A 16,291-nucleotide genomic window follows, 5' to 3' on the forward strand; every position below is an offset into this window, starting at 1 on the left:
ATCAGTCCACCTCGGCCAATGGCCAAATCGAACGAGCCGTGGCCAAGGCCTCGTCGTAATCCATAGGTTCGCCGCCCATGCGGAACGGGTTGTAGCCAGGGACGGTTACCTGCCAGCTGCGCTTGGTCATGAAGAAGCCCTCTTCCCAAATTTCGCCATCAGCAACGCGCGCGCCGAGGCGCCGTCTGCTGGTATGCCTTGCTGAATGATTCGCTCCCGGGTCTGCCGATCGGCTTGCTCATTGGCGAGCTCCAGCTCGGACTTCTGGCTGTCCTGCCCGATGCCGATAGCGATGTCATCAAGCGGGAGCCCAGCCATCAGTTGGCGGATGGTGATGTCGTAGGCGCGGTCGAAAATCTTGCTGGCCTGCTCGGAAATCTGGTCGCCCAGGTTGTGCATCTCGCATTGCAGTGCGGCGTGGCGCACGGCTGGATGCGACCAGGTGCGGGAGCTGGCCCGACTCGGGTGGGCGTTTTCCAGCGCCTCGCGGAACGCCTTGTCGTATGCAGGGATACCCAGCATTTCCGGCGTCGGTTGGCACATGGCGACGAACTCACCCACGCTCGGGGCGAATGGCCGGCCCAGCGCCCGGCAGCGCTCAACGCCGAACCTGATCTGCTCGAGCGTGTTGATCCCGGCAACCATGAACGCCTTGATCCAGCTGCGCTTGGCGGCGGCCAGGGACTCATCATCCGGCCAGGCCTGTTTCCAGGCTGGGAAGATGGCCATCAGCTCGATGAACAGGGTGTTGACGACTTGGACGGTGCCGGGCGCTAACTGCTTGGGAGCATGCGCAGAAACGGGGATCCTGCTCATCTTGGCGGTCAGCTGGGTACGATCCTGGACGTCGCCGATCATCGCCTTGATGCTCTGGGTTGGCTTTGGTTTGTTCATAGCGCCCCCAAGTCGTCAGCCCAGCTGGTGTCGTTGAAGTCCGGGGCCGCACTCTTCTCGGCAGCCTGCCGCTTGATCCACTTGGCCAGCCGGTGATGCCAGCTGCCGTCGGTGTCGCGGATATCAGGCTTGGCAATGTGGAAGCCCATGAACGATCCGAAGGTCTCGTCGGTGAGGGCCGTGGTGATCCCCATGATCTTGAGCTGGGCAGCCAGGGCGGCGTGGTTGACGGCCCAGTCAGCGTGCATCGAAAAGCGCTGGCGAGCTTCTGCAGATCCATCCAGCGCTGCAACAGCGGCCAGATCCTGCTCAGCGATGACACCCGCAAACTCGTGCGGCTGCTGCTGTTCGGTTAATTGATGGTTAAGTGATGTATTGGGTGCAATGGCTGCACCCCGTTCTGTCATAGGTTGCACCCCGTTCTGTTGCTGGCTGCACCCCGCTCCCTCTTCACGGGGTGCATCTACTGCACCCCGCTTGAGCATCAAGTCGTACACCACCGGGCGGCGGTCATGGCGATCAATGTACACGGCGGCCAGAGCCTGATTGCCGCGAACTATGAGGCCCCGACCTTCCAGCAGGTCCAGCTTCGAACGAACGGTGCGCTCGGACAGGCCAGTGTCTTCGGTCAGGGTCTTGGCCGATGGGAAAGCACCACGGCCGTCGGCGGCGGCATAGTTGGCCAGGCACAGCAGCACATGGCGCGCGCTCGAATCTTTACCCAAGTCGCGGCGGGACAGAGCCCAGGACATTGCTTGAACGCTCACAGCGAGGCTCCAATATTCTTCTCGGCCAAGCACGCGAGGCCTTTCGGGGTGATGAGGGGTTGGTAGGCCGCGCGATCGGCACCGGTCTGAGCGTCAGGCTTGAGCTGGGTGACCTTGTGCACCATATAGCCGGCGGTGATGCGCGGCTGATAGGCGACCCAGCGCGTTGAACTTCCGCGATGGAAGATCCAGCGATTGGCCTGCAGCCAAGTGAAGAGCTTCGACGGAGTGAGCTGCAGCTGTTTGGCAGCGTCGGTGATGCAGATGGCGCCGTCGGCGGCGGCCAAGCGGCGGATCGCGGCGACCTTCGGGGCCTGCAGCTGGATAACACCAAGCAGCTGGCTGTTCTCACGCGCCTGGTCTGCTGCCAGTTGCAGAGCCTCGGCGTAGTTCGCGGGGATGCGCGAAGCAGCCTGCTCTTCGAGCTCCTGCCAGCGGTCGACCAAGCGGGCGGTGAATTCAGGACTGAGTTGGGCAACTACCACAAAGCTGTCACGCTTACCGATTAGGTAGTGTTTCCCTGGACGGCCAATGCTGGCGGGGTATTCCTCAACCTGAGGAGAACTGATCACGCGGTCGCCGACCAAGTTGTCTATGGTGCGCTTGACGTTGTCGTGCCGCTTGCCGGTCAGCTCGGCGATCTCGCGCGACGGCATGACATGACGCGTTATGCCATTGTTCTGAACTATCAATGACGCGTCATCGTGGGTATTGCGGGGGGTGATCTGGGTGTGCATAATCAACCTCAGTTTCGATGCTGTTTAAGAAGCCGCCCGGCCAGGCGGTTTTTTTTCGTCTACGTTTTGTTACTGGTTAAATCAACAGCCCTGCGTGGTAACTACCGGCAAGCCGCCAACACCGGGATAATTCACTCATCCCGAGCGCCACCGGTTTACGCCGCAGATTTTTTGCTGGATGGTTTGGCGGACTTGCTCAGCTCACCGTGCATCTGGTCGATCGCAATGCCCGCGATGTAGCTGGGGTTGCTGATCTGGCCGTTGCGGATGCGGAAAATGGTCGATATGTCGCATTTAGCTCGCTCCGCAATGGCCTTGTAGGTCAGCCCAGAGCCCAGCAATGCATCCAGTTTTTTCGGAAGATCGGTAGCGCTCATGGCTGCCTCCTTTTGTAGATATGCACATGATCATGCACTGGTGCATAACTGTCAACGGCCTGATCTATTGATGTATGCACCGCCCAAGGCGACGATTGCACTCATGCATAAAACTATTGATAAAATTCTGGCTGAGCTGATGGCTCGCGAAGGCCTTAACCAAGCCAGGCTTTCAGCACTGACGAAGGTTGGGCAGCCGACAATCTCGCGAATATTGAAGCCGAACGGGCCCAAGGGAATCAAAAACCCTACCGATACCCAAGTACGGCCGATCGCCGATCATTTCCAGATCAGCACCGATCAGCTGCGAGGGTATTTGCCCTTAGATCCGGCGGCTGAGGGGGAGTCGGTCGCGCAGCCCAGCACCTCATCCACTATGGATGCAGTGAAGGAGATGCTTGCGCGTGCGTCGAAGCTGCCCGACGGGCTGAAGCAGCGAATCCTTGCCACGGCGGAACAAGGTGACAACGTCATCACCGCCGACTTCTCTCGCCCAGGTCAGGTCGGTGATGAAGTGTGGATTGCCCACTACGACGTCCGCGCGGCAATGGGCGGCGGGCAGATCCCGCATGAATACCCTGAAATGCTCCAGGACGTGCGCGTCAGTCCTCGGCACTTGCGGGAGATGGGAGTCCGGTTCAAGGAGCACTTCCACCTCAAGATGATCACCGGCTGGGGCCAGTCGATGGCGCCGACGATCAAGGATCGCGACCCGCTGCTGGTGGACGTGACGATCCGGGAGTTCACCGGTGATGGGATCTACCTCTTCTCGCACGACGAGATGCTGTACGTGAAACGCCTGCAGAAAAAGGGGAAGGAGCGCTTCAAGATGATCTCGGACAACGAGCGTCACGATCCTGAGGAGATTAGGGTGGACGACACGCATATCCTTGCGCGTGTGCTTTACGTATGGAATGGACAGCCTGTTTAGATACGACAAATAAAGCTTGGCTACTTAAACAACTGCGGTGATGAAGAAACAAGGACGACTATGACTGACAACACTGGCTACACTCATAGCTTCACCAAGGATGCAAACTGGTTTTTAAATCAAATGAGTAGCAGGAAGCGCGCTCTACCCGTATTCGCACATACTGCAGAGAAAATAGCAAATGATTGCGATGAGCAACTCATAAAATTTATTGAGTCGCATTCGCCATCTATCGAATACAACAAAGACCAGACAATAAAAAAGTACATTGTCCCAGAGGGTCACTATACCGCACATAGCAAACTAAGGAATGATCATAGCGACTTCTCGATATTCGCTAGCGCACTTCCAAAAATGGCTTTTGTATCGATAGTAAGCTTGTTCGATGCATATTTAGCTCGCCTTTTGAAAAGCATACTTTTAATAAAGCCCGAGCTATTACATAGTAGCGGCAGATCAATAACATTTTCTGAACTGTTAGCTTTTGGGAGTTTTGAATCAGCGCAACAACATTTCGTTGAAAAAGAAATTGAGACGATACTCCGCGAAAGTCATATCACTCAGTTCGAAATATTAGAAAAAAGGCTGGGAGTGATACTTACCAAGCTTCCCGCATGGATAGATTTCATAGAACTCACAGAGCGAAGAAATCTTTTAGTCCATGCAGACGCAAGGGTCAGCGCCCATTACTTAGACACGTGCGAAAAATACAAAATCAGTGTCAAACAAGGTACAAAAGTTGGGGATAAGCTTGAGATAGATCCCGACTACTACAAAAGATCTTGCGCATGTGTTATAGAGATCGGCTTAAAATTAAATCAAGTAATTTGGCGAAAAATCCTACCTGAGGACCTAAAGGAGGCTGAAGCCTCATTTATTCAAACAACTTATGATCTTCTTATATCAAAACAGTATAAACTAGCTGAGTCAATTCTTGAGCTTAGCAAAGAGAGAAACTTTGCTAAGGTTGACGCAGAGTCAAGACTTTTAATCCTGATCAATCTAGCTATCGCGGTCAAGGGCCAAGAAAAAGATTGCGCACCTTTACTTTCGAATGAAGATTTTTCAGCATTGTCAAACAAGTTTAAACTCGCGAACCTGGTTCTTCTTGAAAAGTACGAAGATGCGGCCACGCTAATGCAAAGGATGGGCAAAGACGGCGAACTTAGGGAATCTCACTATCGGGAGTGGCCATTATTCAGATGGTTCCGAGAAACGCATTGGTTTAAGTCTGCATTTGAAAACGTGTATGGCTACAAATATACTGTAACTGAAAGTCTCGACGAGACTCATACAAACCCATCTAGCAACACGCATACAGATATCGAAAAAGATGTATCGCCTAGTACTGATCAAGAAAACCTCAAGCCCTGCCGGCTCGAAGCGGCAGAACAATCAGAGCCTCATTTTTATGGCACTGAGCGTGATGGATTGAACCCTGAAAGCCAGTATGATACGGAGCGATGAAATCTCTTGCGCGCCGGTTTTTTTTCCTTCAGACTCGTGTACGTTCAGATGAGAGGCCTAAGATCATGAAGCGCGACTAAACTGCTATTTCTCAAGCTAATCCCAGAAAAGCCCGCCCATATGCGGGCTTTTTTTGGCGACCATGAAAGCTCCGCGCGCCCTATGCCTAACATGCCCGGCCCAGCGCCGGGCTTTTTGTTCCTGCCCTGTCGTAGTCAATCCTCCCTGTGCATGCCCCCTGCACCTCCTGCCACTCCCCCAACGACCTGCAGCTTTGCGGTCGGCATGCACGCCTCCGGTGTGAATCGTAGCCCTCTTCTGCACAGGTTTTGTCCAGCTAATAAGTGATGGCTGATAGCCTGCGTGTTAGACTCCTAAGTCGTTAACAGGGAGGTAAATTTATGCGTGGTTTAGGAATAATCATCCTGATCGCAGGTGTGATTTGGTTGATCGTAGCTGCCGGATCTGACGTCTCTGTGGCTACAGGGTCAGGCGGAAGAATCAACAATATAGGTTTGATGGCTGAGCGATCTAATCAAACTATGATTGGTGGATTTGTGGCTTTGGCAGGGCTTCTCATGATCCTTTTTGGCGGTAGGAGAAGCGTGGCCTCGGCAGATGAGTTGATGGCATCGCAGCGGGACTCAAGGGCCTGTCCGTTTTGCGCAGAGCCGATAAATCAGGCAGCAATTTTGTGCAAACACTGCGGCTCAAGCATTGAGCCAGCTCCTCCACAACCTATTACTCACGGATGGACTATCCGCATACCCTGCCGCCCCCAAGATATTGAGGCAACGAAAGCGGCTCTCGGCCACCTAGGACACCCTATGTTGCCCCCAGATGGCGCGGTCCTAATCCTCGGCTTTTATGAAAGTGAACACGATGCCAAGGTAGTGCAGAAATCTTTGAGGGACCGCAATCGTATTCACGGTGACCTGTACCTGCCCCAGACCAGCTAAAGCTGATCTCAATCTAAAGCCCGCCACTGAGCGGGCTTTTTTGTGCCTGCTAGAAAGGCGCCGTCTCAGGGCATGCCGTCCAAGGATCGCTTTCTACCTCGTTATCCCGCTCCCACTCGTCCACACCTGGTATGCCCGTCTTCTCCGGCTCTTCCCAGCGCACAAGCACGCTACCGTTATCTCGGTGCTCCAGCTCGAGCTCGTCGGTTGCCGACATCTGGCTCAGTGCCTCTTCCCACTCCCGCTCGCCGTCGCTATCAAGCCGGTGAATCAGTACCCAGCGCTGAAGCTGCGCCACCGGGTGATTGATCATTTCGGATACGCGCAAGCTCAGGCGCTCCATCCCTGACATTCCTTGGCGCTCCTGTTGCGCCGCCTCTACCTGCCTCGCCATACCGCACCTCCAAAGCTGTATGTATATCCAGTAATTGGCGAAGCATAGCGACGACCTTCGGAAATGTGAACCCTGATCTTTCGTATTTTTCCCTGATGCGCGCACGAATAAAATTATGCACTGGTGCATTGACACGTTAATTGCACTGGTGCATATTTACTCCATCGAGACGCCACAGCGACTCGGGACACGACTGGTGAAGCCGCCAGTTAGCACGGGGCCAGCGAATTGGCCTCCCAGCCCCGCGAGGGATCGACTGGAACCAAGTTCTTTAAGCGACACGGATTTCACTGGCTGGCCTTGGCGACAGGGCCAGACGGGAAATCGAACGAGTTACCAAGTCTGAGGAATCATCATGGAAACCATCATCAGCGGCGAATGGAAAGGCCACCTTGGACGAGGTCTGGCGCCCAAAGAGCTGCAGTACTGCATGTCTGTCGCCGCCGGCATGACAGCCAAGGAGATCGCCAAGGTGTTCGGCATCTCGCCTGGCACCGTGAAGAAGCGCTTGGACGTGGCCATGTTCAAGCTAGGTGTGCACCGCCGGGCCGCGCTGGTGGCCGAGGCCATGAAGCGTCAGATCATTTCGCCGGTGTGCATCCTGCTCGCCGCGCTCATCACCATGCACGCGGTGGCTGATGACCATTCAATGCGCCGCGACCGCCGCGCGCCGGAACGCCGTACCGCCGAGGTGCGTGTGATGCGCAAGGCCGAGGCCTTCGAATACTGCGCTTGACGGGTGCCGCTGCCATACCAGCGGCGTACTGATGGAGGGTTGAGCCCATGAAGCGATAACCAGTGCCCGCCCAGGGCAGCACGCACCGCTCTCGTAGGGTGGTACCACTTGAGCGCAAAGCCCGGCATGTCCGGGCTTTTCTTTGGCCGTCGATATGAGCCAGCACCCTGCCCCAGGGTCCTGACCAATGCCTTCTGACAAGGAGAAAGACATGCACCCTTTGATGCATCAGCGCGTAACCGTCCTTGAGGCCGTGCGCGCTCGAATGAACACCGCCACCGTCGACCTCTTCACCCGCATCGGGAGACGCTCACCAGTGCAGCAGATTCGCTATCAGATCGTGGGCAAGGGCCCAGGCGCCTTCCAAGTCACGGAGCGCTCGACCGGCCAGGTAGTTGGCGAGCGGGACACTTGGAAGGCAGCGAGCAACTTCGCTCAGGAGATGGAATCGCGCGCTGACGCCAAAGCGCTGATCGATGGCTCCGGGTTCGAATCTTGAAGTGTTTCGCCAAGACGCTAAGCCAGCGGCGACGCCTGGCCTGGCTGGATTTACCGACGGGCGACTGTATGCAAAAGATCACTCGAAACCACACGAACCATCGCTGCGGCGCCAGCCACCAGCGGGCAAAACTTACCACTGAACAGGTAGCCGTCATGCGCGCCGAGTACGAAGCGGGCGTTGGCGGTTACGAATATCTGGCGGCCAAGTACGGCTGCGGTGTTTCCACTGCTCGGGACATCGTGAAGTACCGCACCCGCTGGGCTAGCTGAACAACATTGCTTGGAGATACGTGATGCCTACACCAACAGATACCGCCGAGTTCCTCGAGGAATTGAACGGCGGCGCTTTCGCCAGCCAGATCGGCCATGCCCTGTCCGAAGTCGCCTCGGGCGTTGTCGACCACGGCAAGGCCGGGAAACTGGTCATCACCCTGGACTTCAGCCAGATCGGTGAATCCCACCAGGTGAAGATCAAGCACAAGCTTGACTACAAGGTGCCCACCAAGCGCGGCACCCGCAGTGAGAACACCAGCTTGGATACTCCGATGTACGTCGGCTCCGGCGGCCGCATCAGCCTCTTCCAAGAGAAGCACGACCAGTTGTTCAGTCGTGAAGACGCCCCGATCAAACCCCGCACCTGATTTCGAACCCCACCACCAGGAATAGAAAAATGTCCCTGACCAAAGAAGCAATCCAGCAGATTACCGAGACCGCACTGTCGGCCGCTGGCAAGATGCTACCCACCAACACACCTATCGCGCTGATACCAGACGCGGTGAGCGTAGCCGACCTTGAGCGCTACATGGCCGGACGTAGCCGCTTCCGCGGCACCTTCTCTACCCATTCGCTGGCTGACTTCGTTGGCCATGTGATCAAGCGCAACATGCCTGGCGCCAAGGGCTTCATCGACCAGGACGAGATGTCCTGCTCTCTTTTCTTCAACATCGGTGACGAGCTCAGCCCGGGCCACGCTGATGACCGTGCCTTGCTCAAGCTGAAGCCGTCTGCAGGCTACAAGGCCGCTCAGTTGGTCAACGGCAAAGCGATGACCCAGAAGGATATGAGTGATTGGATCGAGGACTGGCACCAGTACCTGACCCCGGTCGACGAGAACGAAACCGCCATCGCGATCGCCAAGGCTATCGCCGCGGTGCGCACCATCACCGTGAAGGCCACCAGCGAATCGGAAACAACCGTCGGGGATACCAGCGCCAGCCGCAGCGCCATGGACCAGATCGAGGCCCGCAGCAAGGAAACCTTGCCGGTAGCACTGCTGTTTAACGTCATCCCGTTCGAAGGCCTGACAGAGCAGCAGATCAAATTTCGTCTCTCGGTCATTACCAGCGGCCAACAGCCGGTACTGAAGCTGCGTTGGATCGGGGAAGAGGTCCAGCGCGAATACATCGCCCAAGAATTCAAAGCAGTGCTCGAGGACAAGATCGGCGAAGCGGCGAGCCTTGCACTGGGCCAGTTCGATCCACGCTAAAAATGCGCGGGCCTGTGTCAGGCCCGCCCACTCTGCAAGCAAAGGAGGCAATCAATGCCGGCTAGCAAGAAGCCCACTAAAGTCCAACTCGAAACCCTGGAGCACATCAAAGAATACATTGAGGCTCACCAGTACTCCCCTACCATAGCCGAACTGGCCGCTACCGCAGGCGTAACGCCGAACTGCGTCACCGAGCGCCTTGGCGCACTGGTGAAGCTGGGGCTGGTTACGAAAATACCAGGGATTGCCCGCAGCATCCGGCCTGTGGTTGCCGACTGCCGCGAGCCTATAAAACCCGACTAGATATCGAGTCCAGCCCTTACGCACGCTTGCTGATGAGGCGTCAGGCGACACATGAGTACTGACTTTCCGTGGAAGGTACCTCTGCATGAGTGATCGCGCCAAGTAATGCGGGCGTACTCAACGATCACACCGTTATCCAACTGCATTTTCATCAGCTTCGTCTTCATGGGCGAGTCTCCAGTGGTGAGATCGCACGCTAACACCGTCGAGACTTAGTACTCAATCCTTAAACCCTACCCCTATTTGCCACTCACCGAGATATCGAAGGGCGGCGCCTGTAATGGAAATCCCCAAAAATCACTGGCCAAGCCTTAGGAGAGGGCTGGCATCCAGTAAAAGGGCGAGGTGCTGACCCTGATGATTCACCGGCTGCCTGAATTAGGGCCTGATCGGGTACTGCCTTTGCTGGAAGTGCCGCGCCACGAGATCACGGTATCGCCGGTTGTAGCGCGGAGGCTGGAGCTGGCTTACCAGCGAGCGTCAGTTCGGCTTTCGGACGATACCTAACCGGAAATCTCCAGTGAACACATCATCTCTTGCATGCGTTTGATAGCTTGGTCGCGACTCTCTTCATAGGACGCGTACTTGTCATCGTTTTCGTGCTTAAGACCACGCCCATCGATGGTTTCCACCAAAATCCGAACGCCTCTCGGAACGTGATTCGAAGATTCACCCCATTTGAACTCGATTCTTCCGGCCTCTTTATTAGGACCGGTCCAACTGATATTTCGTGGTCTATTTACTGGAATATCCATAGTTACCCCGCGTGGACCGGCACGATGCCGGTCATTACCTATAGCCCACCCTACCCTTATTTGCCACTCATCGAGATATCGGGGGCAGCACCATGGAGATTGCCATGAATACCGATCGGAAGTATCTAGGTCGCATGGACCAGGGCCTGACCAAATGTGGCCGCATTGTGATGAGCCGCTGGGATCAGCCAGAGCGCGCCGGCAACGCCGCAGACTTGGGTCGCTTCATTAACGATTTGCGCCGCAGCGGTGTCACCCATTCCTCCACCGAGCGTTACGAGGGAGAGCTAATGCCCGACTGGGTTGGTCAGTCCAAATGCAGCGACCTGAGCTGTGCCTGCCAGAACTTCTGACGTCGCACCACATCCTGACTGGATAGCTATCCCCTACCTTCACCTATCACGCTGAACGCCTCGGCAGGCGGGCGGCTGTCTGGAGTATCCATGAATATCTATCGGCATACGTTCGCGGCCACCTGCCCGTCGGACGGGGACACGATCATCTACAGCCTGGAAATTCGCTCTTTGGCCGTGGTGATGGTCGAGCACATCCGGACCGCTACGGCGCTGATCAAATCCGGCTATCACGAGCGCATCGCCGATGACCTGGCGGAGCGCCTGGGTGGTGACCAAACCATCAAGGCTGTGCACCAAGGCGTCGAGATCGAAACGGTGAGGCTGAGCGGATGATCCACTACCACGGTACCCCGGTCGGGGGCACCCGGCAGGATGGGGCCAGGTTCCTTGCTGGTCGTCACGCACTGGTGCCCTTCCCGCGCCAAGACGACGTGGGGATAGTCGCTGAGGTGTGCCAATCGTTCGTGTTCGACAACGGTGCCTTCAGCATCTGGAACAAGGGTGGGACACTCGACGTCGACGGCTATACCCGCTGGGTTGAGGACTGGCACCGCCATCCAGGCTTCGACTGGGCGTTGATCCCCGATGTGATCGATGGGGATGAAGCGGCGAACGATGCGTTGCTCGCAGCGTGGCCAAGGGCGCTGCGCGGCGTGCCAGTATGGCATCTGCATGAATCGCTCGAGCGCTTGCAACGGCTCGCCAGCGAGTGGTCGATGGTGGCCTTCGGCAGTTCAGGGCAATGGCGCTCGCCCGGCACAGCGGCGTGGTGGAAGCGAATGGCCGCGGCCATGGACGCCATCTGCGACGACAAAGGCCGGCCGGCCTGCCGCCTGCACGGGCTGCGCATGCTCGACCCAAGCATCTTCCAGCACCTGCCTTTTTCCTCGGCCGACTCCACAAACGCCGCCGTCAACGGTGGCAGCATCAAACGCTTTGGTATATACGCGCCTCCCACGGCCGGTCAGCGAGCGTGCGTGATCGCGGACCGGATCGAGGCCCATAGTAGTTCATCGATCTGGCATCGAGCACCACAACTGGAGATCACGCTGTAGGGGAGGCTTAATCAGCCTTGAGCTTTGCAAGGACAACGCTGTGCGAACAGCCTGTCTTCATAGCTTCCCAAAGAGCCTGAAGCTCTTCTCGGTTGTCTTCTATCCAGATTTTAACTACCCGATCGTATTTCCGATGCAAGCTTCCCGCCAGGCGAGAACCATCGTCGACAGCATAGCTCGCGTGATGTCGCTCTTTGCCGTAGTCAATATGCACATGCGCACGCTCGTGTTGATCTGCCTCCATTCGTATACCAAGCCTCAGCAGACGTTTGATTAAGAGCTCCATCATTTCTGAACTGCGGGATGGACGGGTCAGAACATCAACCTCGGCCAGACGGTCTTGAAGCTGTTTTGCTTGCTCTTCCATGAGGGTTTTCGCTATCCGCAACGTTTGGGAGCATGCATTTTACACAGAAGATAAGTGCAGTGTATCCCCGCGCAAAGCTGCCGGATTAAACAACGCGGCGGCGTCAGACAAGCCACCGGAAGCTATACAATCTGTAAACCTTTTTCGAAAATTTTTTCTCGGTGAAACTTCAAAAAAGATCGCTGTTTGGCGGTGAAAGCGCCTACAGATGAAGCATGATCCAGGCGCCAAGCATCCAATACGGATCTCGCCTGGTCTGAAATCAAAATATGCCCATCATCCGTAAAGGAAATCCATCCGCGGTCGAAAAGCTTGTCTACATGCGGAGATAGTAGCAAGCCATTGCTTCCGTCCAGGCGTTCATCATTATTGCAAGCACGCCATGGCTTGATATGGCTCGCAACTAGAAAGGCCAAGTTATCTACCCCAGTAAGTCGGCACTTCTTCTCCTGTAGGGCGACCCGCATCCTGAAGATTCCCTGGCCAACACGCGAGCGTATAAGCTGAGTCCTTTCTGTTTCTGGGATATCGCAGTTTTTCAAAATTTCCTCTTCTAGAAGTTCCTCCGCTTCCGTATCAATTTCATGAACCAGCTGAATGGAGTGGGAATCTGCCTGAGATGCGAGTTCAAGTAGAAGACTTCCTAGCTCACGAGAAATAGAAGCCAAGTAACACCCTTGGTTTCCGTCTCCATTTTTCTGAATGGGAGAGTATTTAGCGGGCAACAGTGGGACGATCCAGTCCAGATAATCCTTCGGACGGATGGGAGTTTCTAGCGACATCCATTCGACACCCACCTTCCAGCCAGCTTCTTCCCAGTCCGCAGCATCTGAGTGTGTCGGTGGGATTACGGCCTCAACGTGTGACTGCGTTGCGACACCAACTGCTTTAATAACCCCGGCTGCGTAAGAGAAGATACGATCGCCAGCAATCACGCGGGTTAGGTTGAGATAGCCCTCGTTAGCTACATTGTTCTTCTTTTTCTTGGGCGACCAAATGTAACCACCCGCGTACTCGTCGCGATGGGTCTGCTTGTGGTTCACCCACCAGAAATTCATACCAGCAAGCTCAGTATTGGCCGCCCTATTCGTCTCGAATATTTCAAACCCCGCACGCTCCGCTGCGACCTTGGCGGCACCGGTATGAACATCCAAAGGAGCCGAACCCGACGCCATGACATAGACATATTTCAGTGGATAGGCAAATCCGTCCTCCCCAAAGAAATACCAACTGGGAGCAAAAAATTTATAGGGTCGCTCACCATTTCTATACCGACGCATTGCCGCGATAAATTCCGAACGTTTCATATGACGTCCTCTGTCTTTTGGGGCGGACGATCATAGCTTACCCACATCTGAGGTAACTAGATGAGTGACGTAAATATACATCCGCTGTACCTAATCAAATTCGACGATACCGAAGTGCCGGATGAAACGATATTCGGCGCGGAGATCGCGAGCAAGCGATTCGAGCAAATCTCCAGGAACTGGAATGCCCACCTCTTCGTCAAGGTCGCCTCGAATAGCCGCGACGACGTGTGCTCGGGCAGCAATGCACTGCTGGCCTCCGACTATGACGCTCTCGCTGCCCAGCGCGATGAAGGGTTGGCGCGGGAGGCGGAGTTGCGCAAGACGCTGGCGTTCTCCGATGAAAATCAAATCCGTCAAGGGCTGCGAATTAACAATCTCCGAGAGGAGGTCTCTGCCCTCCAGCAGCGCCTGGCCGAAGCGGAGAAATGGGTTGTTTATCGTTGGCAAGCAGAAGTCGCCAACAGGCCTTTGGTCAATGTTCATCGTAGGTCACTGGACGAAACTTGGCGGCAGGTGATGCGCCATATGGGCCTGGATGATCGCGCGCTTTGCGGGCTGACACATGATGAGCTCCTTGCCCGCCCCGGCTGCGCGGATGGGGAGCAACCATCATGACCCTCTGCATAGTCCTGGCCATGTGGTTCGCCTTCGGCTGCATCATCGCCAGCCCCCTCGGCCGCTACATCGCAAGCGCCGACGTCATCGCCAAGTAATTCCTTCCCCTTCAATTCAAAGTCAGCCGCTTTAGCGGTGAGGACGAAGTCATGCCTGAAGAAACTATTTTGATCCAGCCAGTGGCCGTGGTTCGTGACAAAGACGGCTGGTGGTACCACCCCGACATTCCGGATTTTGGCGGCGGCGAGGACCCTGCGCCCTACATTGCCTGGACGAAAGAGCAAGGCCTTGAGCTAAAAGGATGGCACTCAGGCGACGAGCTCGAAGAGCTTCCTGACGAGGATGCCGCGTGCAGTGCGTGGAATCCTGAACCCCCAGGGCCTGAGTGGTTCCTGATGGGAATCTTCGATACGGATGACGGCCCCTATGTGCAGTGGGCTCGCCGTGTGGTGACGTCATGAAAACTCTCGGCGAAATTGTTGAAGCGTCACGCTCAGGCGAGCGGCCCGACTATGACGACCTGCGCCTGGCAGTCTGCGCCATGGACATGCTGATGACCTTCGATCGCCAGGCAATCTGGAAGCTTGCCGAGGCTGAATCCGAAGGCAAGAAACCGGTCATGGTCTAGAGCAGCCTTTGGCAGCGCGATGAGAACTTCAACCGCGTGAAGCGGGCGATGGCTAATGATCCTCGCAGCTATCTCGGCCCTACCTACGACCCCGACAGCCCTGAGGTTTAGGACCGGCGCCGGAAGTCGATTGCGCTGATGGACAGGGCGCTGTCGAGAGATAAGACCGAACGCCCGAGCTAACCCCTTCTGCCCCCAACAGTGGGCGCCGACTGCCCGAGTGCGGGCCGAAATTCAATTGGAGAGGTACCAAAACATGAGCGCAGAGCGCGAGGTGGCCGTTGTCCACGAAATGGACAAGGTATCGGAAGAGAAAATGGCGGACCTGCTGGGCACCACCGTATATGCGTTGCGGGCCAGGCGTGCACGCCGCCAGATCCCCATGGGAGTGTGGATCAAGCAAGGCAGCCGAATCATCTACAGCATCAGGAGATACGAAGAATGGCTGGAAAGTCAGTGGGTATGCCCCGAGGGGTGGAAGTCTTCCGGAACGCTCTCCGTGTCCGCTTTACCTACAACGGGGTCCGGCGCTGTGAAACGCTCCCCTATCCCCAGACACAAAAAGGCATCGCAGCTGCATCCAAGCTTCGCGATCAGGTAGTCAGCCTCATCAAACATGGGCTGCTTGATGACGACAAATACGCCGAGCTGTTCCCCGGCTCGGCAACCGTCTCCGGAAGCGCGCTCAGCTTCGGCCAATATGCCCAGCTTTGGTTGGATAGCCGGGAGATCACTGCGGGCACTAGGAACAATTACAAAGGGGCACTGAACCTATACTGGGTCCCGCGCTTGGCACTGGTCCGGATCGATCTGATCACCCCTACCCTGATCCGTACGATCATCACTTCTACGGCCTGGGCTTCGCCTGGGGTGAAGCGCAACGCCCTTACCAAGCTTTCCACAGTGCTGAAGTCGGCCGTCTCCGACGGGCTGCTTGCGAAGAATCCCGCCGACTCAATCGAACTGCCAAAGCGCAACCGCAAAGAGATAGACCCATTCACGTTAAACGACGCGAACCGGATCATTGCCCAGCTCTACGCCCACAAGCACTGGCCTGGAACAATCTACGCAGCCTTCTACGAGTTCGTCTTTTTCACGGGACTGCGGCTCTCTGAAGCACTTGCGTTACGCTGGGACGCGATCGATTTCAACAAAAAGATCGCTCATGTCTGTCGGACAGTCGCCCTAGGAGAGATCGAAGAGCGCACGAAAACCGGCGGCGATCGGTTCGTATTGCTGAACGATCGCGCGCTTCACGCCTTGGAGTTCGCGCGAGATTATGCAGAACGTCGGAAAAGTGGAGTTGGTAAGGTCCTTGAGACTCCCTACGTTTTCCCTCCCTCGAAGAACGGAGAGTACGTAAAACAGACATCGGACATCCACAAGCAGTGGCGTCCAGCCCTGCTGGCGCTGGGAATTCGCTACCGGCCGCCATACAACTGCCGCCACACCTATGCGACAATATGCTTAATGTCCGGTTTGAACCCCGCCTTTATTGCTCAGCAGCTCGGCCACAGTGTGCAGATGCTGCTGTCAACGTATGCGCGGTGGATAAACTCAAGCTCAGATTGGAGCGAGATGGAAAAGCTCCAAAATGGTATCAAATCGGTATCAACTGAAACCACCGCTCCCCAAGTTATTGATAGGTAAGCT

Annotated in this window: 23 protein-coding genes; 15 read left to right on the plus strand and 8 right to left on the minus strand. The window is 56.0% G+C overall.

Annotated elements, in window-relative coordinates:
* Position 1: 1 nt before the first annotated feature.
* The 5 genes from IFU31_RS21730 to IFU31_RS02395 form a co-directional block, all read right to left on the minus strand.
* On the minus strand, positions 2-130 hold the full coding sequence (locus IFU31_RS21730; protein WP_274598177.1) for a hypothetical protein: 129 nt from the start codon (positions 128-130) through the stop codon (positions 2-4).
* Positions 127-894, minus strand: a complete 768-nt coding sequence (locus tag IFU31_RS02380; protein WP_446731013.1) for a replication protein P — start codon at positions 892-894, stop codon at positions 127-129. The genes IFU31_RS21730 and IFU31_RS02380 overlap by 4 nt, the downstream gene beginning before the upstream one ends.
* On the minus strand, positions 891-1,646 hold the full coding sequence (locus IFU31_RS02385; RefSeq protein ID WP_192102182.1) for a DnaT-like ssDNA-binding domain-containing protein: 756 nt from the start codon (positions 1,644-1,646) through the stop codon (positions 891-893). The genes IFU31_RS02380 and IFU31_RS02385 overlap by 4 nt, the downstream gene beginning before the upstream one ends.
* 11 nt (positions 1,647-1,657) lie before the next feature.
* Positions 1,658-2,398 (minus strand): phage antirepressor KilAC domain-containing protein, encoded by a 741-nt coding sequence (locus IFU31_RS02390; protein WP_342345277.1) that lies wholly within the window; start codon positions 2,396-2,398, stop codon positions 1,658-1,660.
* Positions 2,399-2,553: 155 nt separating this feature from the next.
* The gene (locus IFU31_RS02395; RefSeq protein ID WP_192102183.1) at positions 2,554-2,775 is read right to left on the minus strand and encodes a helix-turn-helix domain-containing protein; all 222 of its coding nucleotides are present in this window, start codon (positions 2,773-2,775) and stop codon (positions 2,554-2,556) included.
* A gap of 103 nt (positions 2,776-2,878) precedes the next feature.
* Between IFU31_RS02395 and IFU31_RS02400 the strand changes: the two genes are divergently transcribed.
* Positions 2,879-3,706 carry a LexA family transcriptional regulator gene (locus tag IFU31_RS02400; RefSeq protein ID WP_192102184.1) on the plus strand — a complete coding sequence of 276 codons (828 nt, stop codon included), beginning with the start codon at positions 2,879-2,881 and terminating at the stop codon, positions 3,704-3,706.
* A gap of 60 nt (positions 3,707-3,766) precedes the next feature.
* Positions 3,767-5,173 (plus strand): hypothetical protein, encoded by a 1,407-nt coding sequence (locus IFU31_RS02405; RefSeq protein ID WP_192102185.1) that lies wholly within the window; start codon positions 3,767-3,769, stop codon positions 5,171-5,173.
* Between the two features lie 1,008 nt (positions 5,174-6,181).
* Here the strand turns inward: IFU31_RS02405 and IFU31_RS02410 are convergent.
* A complete protein-coding gene (locus tag IFU31_RS02410; protein WP_192102186.1) occupies positions 6,182-6,526 on the minus strand; it encodes a DUF1654 domain-containing protein in 345 nt (114 codons plus the stop codon).
* A 355-nt stretch (positions 6,527-6,881) separates the two neighbouring features.
* Here IFU31_RS02410 and IFU31_RS02415 point away from each other — a divergent pair, with 355 nt between their 5' ends.
* From IFU31_RS02415 to IFU31_RS02455, 9 genes are all read left to right on the plus strand, one after another.
* Positions 6,882-7,262, plus strand: coding sequence for a helix-turn-helix transcriptional regulator (locus IFU31_RS02415; RefSeq protein WP_043188907.1), 381 nt, complete (start codon positions 6,882-6,884; stop codon positions 7,260-7,262).
* Between the two features lie 211 nt (positions 7,263-7,473).
* Positions 7,474-7,761: a hypothetical protein gene (locus IFU31_RS02420; protein WP_192102187.1), complete on the plus strand. Its 288-nt coding sequence runs from the start codon at positions 7,474-7,476 to the stop codon at positions 7,759-7,761.
* A 68-nt stretch (positions 7,762-7,829) separates the two neighbouring features.
* The gene (locus tag IFU31_RS02425; protein ID WP_192102188.1) at positions 7,830-8,033 is read left to right on the plus strand and encodes a hypothetical protein; all 204 of its coding nucleotides are present in this window, start codon (positions 7,830-7,832) and stop codon (positions 8,031-8,033) included.
* Between the two features lie 23 nt (positions 8,034-8,056).
* On the plus strand, positions 8,057-8,404 hold the full coding sequence (locus tag IFU31_RS02430; protein WP_192102189.1) for a hypothetical protein: 348 nt from the start codon (positions 8,057-8,059) through the stop codon (positions 8,402-8,404).
* 29 nt (positions 8,405-8,433) lie between these two features.
* The gene (locus tag IFU31_RS02435; protein ID WP_192102190.1) at positions 8,434-9,249 is read left to right on the plus strand and encodes a DUF2303 family protein; all 816 of its coding nucleotides are present in this window, start codon (positions 8,434-8,436) and stop codon (positions 9,247-9,249) included.
* 54 nt (positions 9,250-9,303) lie between these two features.
* On the plus strand, positions 9,304-9,552 hold the full coding sequence (locus tag IFU31_RS02440; RefSeq protein WP_192102191.1) for a LexA family protein: 249 nt from the start codon (positions 9,304-9,306) through the stop codon (positions 9,550-9,552).
* An 859-nt stretch (positions 9,553-10,411) separates the two neighbouring features.
* Entirely contained in the window at positions 10,412-10,660 is a 249-nt protein-coding gene (locus IFU31_RS02445) for a hypothetical protein (RefSeq protein ID WP_192102192.1), read from the plus strand.
* Between the two features lie 90 nt (positions 10,661-10,750).
* Positions 10,751-10,996 carry a hypothetical protein gene (locus IFU31_RS02450; protein WP_192102193.1) on the plus strand — a complete coding sequence of 82 codons (246 nt, stop codon included), beginning with the start codon at positions 10,751-10,753 and terminating at the stop codon, positions 10,994-10,996.
* On the plus strand, positions 10,993-11,718 hold the full coding sequence (locus IFU31_RS02455; protein WP_192102194.1) for a hypothetical protein: 726 nt from the start codon (positions 10,993-10,995) through the stop codon (positions 11,716-11,718). The genes IFU31_RS02450 and IFU31_RS02455 overlap by 4 nt, the downstream gene beginning before the upstream one ends.
* A gap of 7 nt (positions 11,719-11,725) precedes the next feature.
* Here the strand turns inward: IFU31_RS02455 and IFU31_RS02460 are convergent, their stop codons facing one another.
* On the minus strand, positions 11,726-12,085 hold the full coding sequence (locus IFU31_RS02460) for a DUF4160 domain-containing protein (RefSeq protein WP_192102195.1): 360 nt from the start codon (positions 12,083-12,085) through the stop codon (positions 11,726-11,728).
* 122 nt (positions 12,086-12,207) lie between these two features.
* Positions 12,208-13,392 (minus strand): HNH endonuclease, encoded by a 1,185-nt coding sequence (locus IFU31_RS02465; RefSeq protein WP_192102196.1) that lies wholly within the window; start codon positions 13,390-13,392, stop codon positions 12,208-12,210.
* A 60-nt stretch (positions 13,393-13,452) separates the two neighbouring features.
* Here IFU31_RS02465 and IFU31_RS02470 point away from each other — a divergent pair, with 60 nt between their 5' ends.
* The 4 genes from IFU31_RS02470 to IFU31_RS02485 all read left to right on the plus strand — a co-directional run bounded on the left by IFU31_RS02470 (position 13,453) and on the right by IFU31_RS02485 (position 16,288).
* Complete coding sequence (locus tag IFU31_RS02470) at positions 13,453-14,010, plus strand: hypothetical protein (protein WP_192102197.1); 558 nt, start codon at positions 13,453-13,455, stop codon at positions 14,008-14,010.
* 149 nt (positions 14,011-14,159) lie between these two features.
* Positions 14,160-14,471 (plus strand): hypothetical protein, encoded by a 312-nt coding sequence (locus tag IFU31_RS02475; RefSeq protein ID WP_192102198.1) that lies wholly within the window; start codon positions 14,160-14,162, stop codon positions 14,469-14,471.
* A complete protein-coding gene (locus tag IFU31_RS21640) occupies positions 14,468-14,638 on the plus strand; it encodes a hypothetical protein (RefSeq protein WP_244657609.1) in 171 nt (56 codons plus the stop codon). Before IFU31_RS02475 ends, IFU31_RS21640 begins: the two co-directional genes overlap by 4 nt.
* Positions 14,639-15,079: 441 nt before the next feature.
* Positions 15,080-16,288, plus strand: coding sequence for a tyrosine-type recombinase/integrase (locus tag IFU31_RS02485; RefSeq protein WP_192102199.1), 1,209 nt, complete (start codon positions 15,080-15,082; stop codon positions 16,286-16,288).
* Positions 16,289-16,291 lie beyond the last annotated feature (3 nt).

Source organism: Pseudomonas sp. CFBP 13602 (genome assembly GCF_014842725.1).
In the GTDB taxonomy this organism is placed as follows: Bacteria; Pseudomonadota; Gammaproteobacteria; order Pseudomonadales; family Pseudomonadaceae; genus Aquipseudomonas; species Aquipseudomonas baltica.

What these genes read in the sequence shown, in the direction of transcription:
- IFU31_RS02415 (WP_043188907.1), top strand. Translation starts at nt 6,882, where the DNA reads ATGGAAACCATCATCAGCGGCGAATGGAAAGGCCACCTTGGACGAGGT.
- IFU31_RS02425 (WP_192102188.1), top strand. Translation starts at nt 7,830, where the DNA reads ATGCAAAAGATCACTCGAAACCACACGAACCATCGCTGCGGCGCCAGC.
- IFU31_RS02460 (WP_192102195.1), bottom strand. Translation starts at nt 12,085, where the DNA reads ATGGAAGAGCAAGCAAAACAGCTTCAAGACCGTCTGGCCGAGGTTGAT.
- IFU31_RS02420 (WP_192102187.1), top strand. Translation starts at nt 7,474, where the DNA reads ATGCACCCTTTGATGCATCAGCGCGTAACCGTCCTTGAGGCCGTGCGC.
- IFU31_RS02475 (WP_192102198.1), top strand. Translation starts at nt 14,160, where the DNA reads ATGCCTGAAGAAACTATTTTGATCCAGCCAGTGGCCGTGGTTCGTGAC.
- IFU31_RS02440 (WP_192102191.1), top strand. Translation starts at nt 9,304, where the DNA reads ATGCCGGCTAGCAAGAAGCCCACTAAAGTCCAACTCGAAACCCTGGAG.
- IFU31_RS02435 (WP_192102190.1), top strand. Translation starts at nt 8,434, where the DNA reads ATGTCCCTGACCAAAGAAGCAATCCAGCAGATTACCGAGACCGCACTG.
- IFU31_RS02470 (WP_192102197.1), top strand. Translation starts at nt 13,453, where the DNA reads ATGAGTGACGTAAATATACATCCGCTGTACCTAATCAAATTCGACGAT.
- IFU31_RS02380 (WP_446731013.1), bottom strand. Translation starts at nt 894, where the DNA reads ATGAACAAACCAAAGCCAACCCAGAGCATCAAGGCGATGATCGGCGAC.
- IFU31_RS02400 (WP_192102184.1), top strand. Translation starts at nt 2,879, where the DNA reads ATGCATAAAACTATTGATAAAATTCTGGCTGAGCTGATGGCTCGCGAA.
- IFU31_RS02390 (WP_342345277.1), bottom strand. Translation starts at nt 2,398, where the DNA reads ATGCACACCCAGATCACCCCCCGCAATACCCACGATGACGCGTCATTG.
- IFU31_RS02465 (WP_192102196.1), bottom strand. Translation starts at nt 13,392, where the DNA reads ATGAAACGTTCGGAATTTATCGCGGCAATGCGTCGGTATAGAAATGGT.
- IFU31_RS02410 (WP_192102186.1), bottom strand. Translation starts at nt 6,526, where the DNA reads ATGGCGAGGCAGGTAGAGGCGGCGCAACAGGAGCGCCAAGGAATGTCA.
- IFU31_RS02395 (WP_192102183.1), bottom strand. Translation starts at nt 2,775, where the DNA reads ATGAGCGCTACCGATCTTCCGAAAAAACTGGATGCATTGCTGGGCTCT.
- IFU31_RS02485 (WP_192102199.1), top strand. Translation starts at nt 15,080, where the DNA reads ATGGCTGGAAAGTCAGTGGGTATGCCCCGAGGGGTGGAAGTCTTCCGG.
- IFU31_RS21730 (WP_274598177.1), bottom strand. Translation starts at nt 130, where the DNA reads ATGACCAAGCGCAGCTGGCAGGTAACCGTCCCTGGCTACAACCCGTTC.
- IFU31_RS02445 (WP_192102192.1), top strand. Translation starts at nt 10,412, where the DNA reads ATGAATACCGATCGGAAGTATCTAGGTCGCATGGACCAGGGCCTGACC.
- IFU31_RS21640 (WP_244657609.1), top strand. Translation starts at nt 14,468, where the DNA reads ATGAAAACTCTCGGCGAAATTGTTGAAGCGTCACGCTCAGGCGAGCGG.
- IFU31_RS02385 (WP_192102182.1), bottom strand. Translation starts at nt 1,646, where the DNA reads ATGTCCTGGGCTCTGTCCCGCCGCGACTTGGGTAAAGATTCGAGCGCG.
- IFU31_RS02455 (WP_192102194.1), top strand. Translation starts at nt 10,993, where the DNA reads ATGATCCACTACCACGGTACCCCGGTCGGGGGCACCCGGCAGGATGGG.
- IFU31_RS02430 (WP_192102189.1), top strand. Translation starts at nt 8,057, where the DNA reads ATGCCTACACCAACAGATACCGCCGAGTTCCTCGAGGAATTGAACGGC.
- IFU31_RS02450 (WP_192102193.1), top strand. Translation starts at nt 10,751, where the DNA reads ATGAATATCTATCGGCATACGTTCGCGGCCACCTGCCCGTCGGACGGG.
- IFU31_RS02405 (WP_192102185.1), top strand. Translation starts at nt 3,767, where the DNA reads ATGACTGACAACACTGGCTACACTCATAGCTTCACCAAGGATGCAAAC.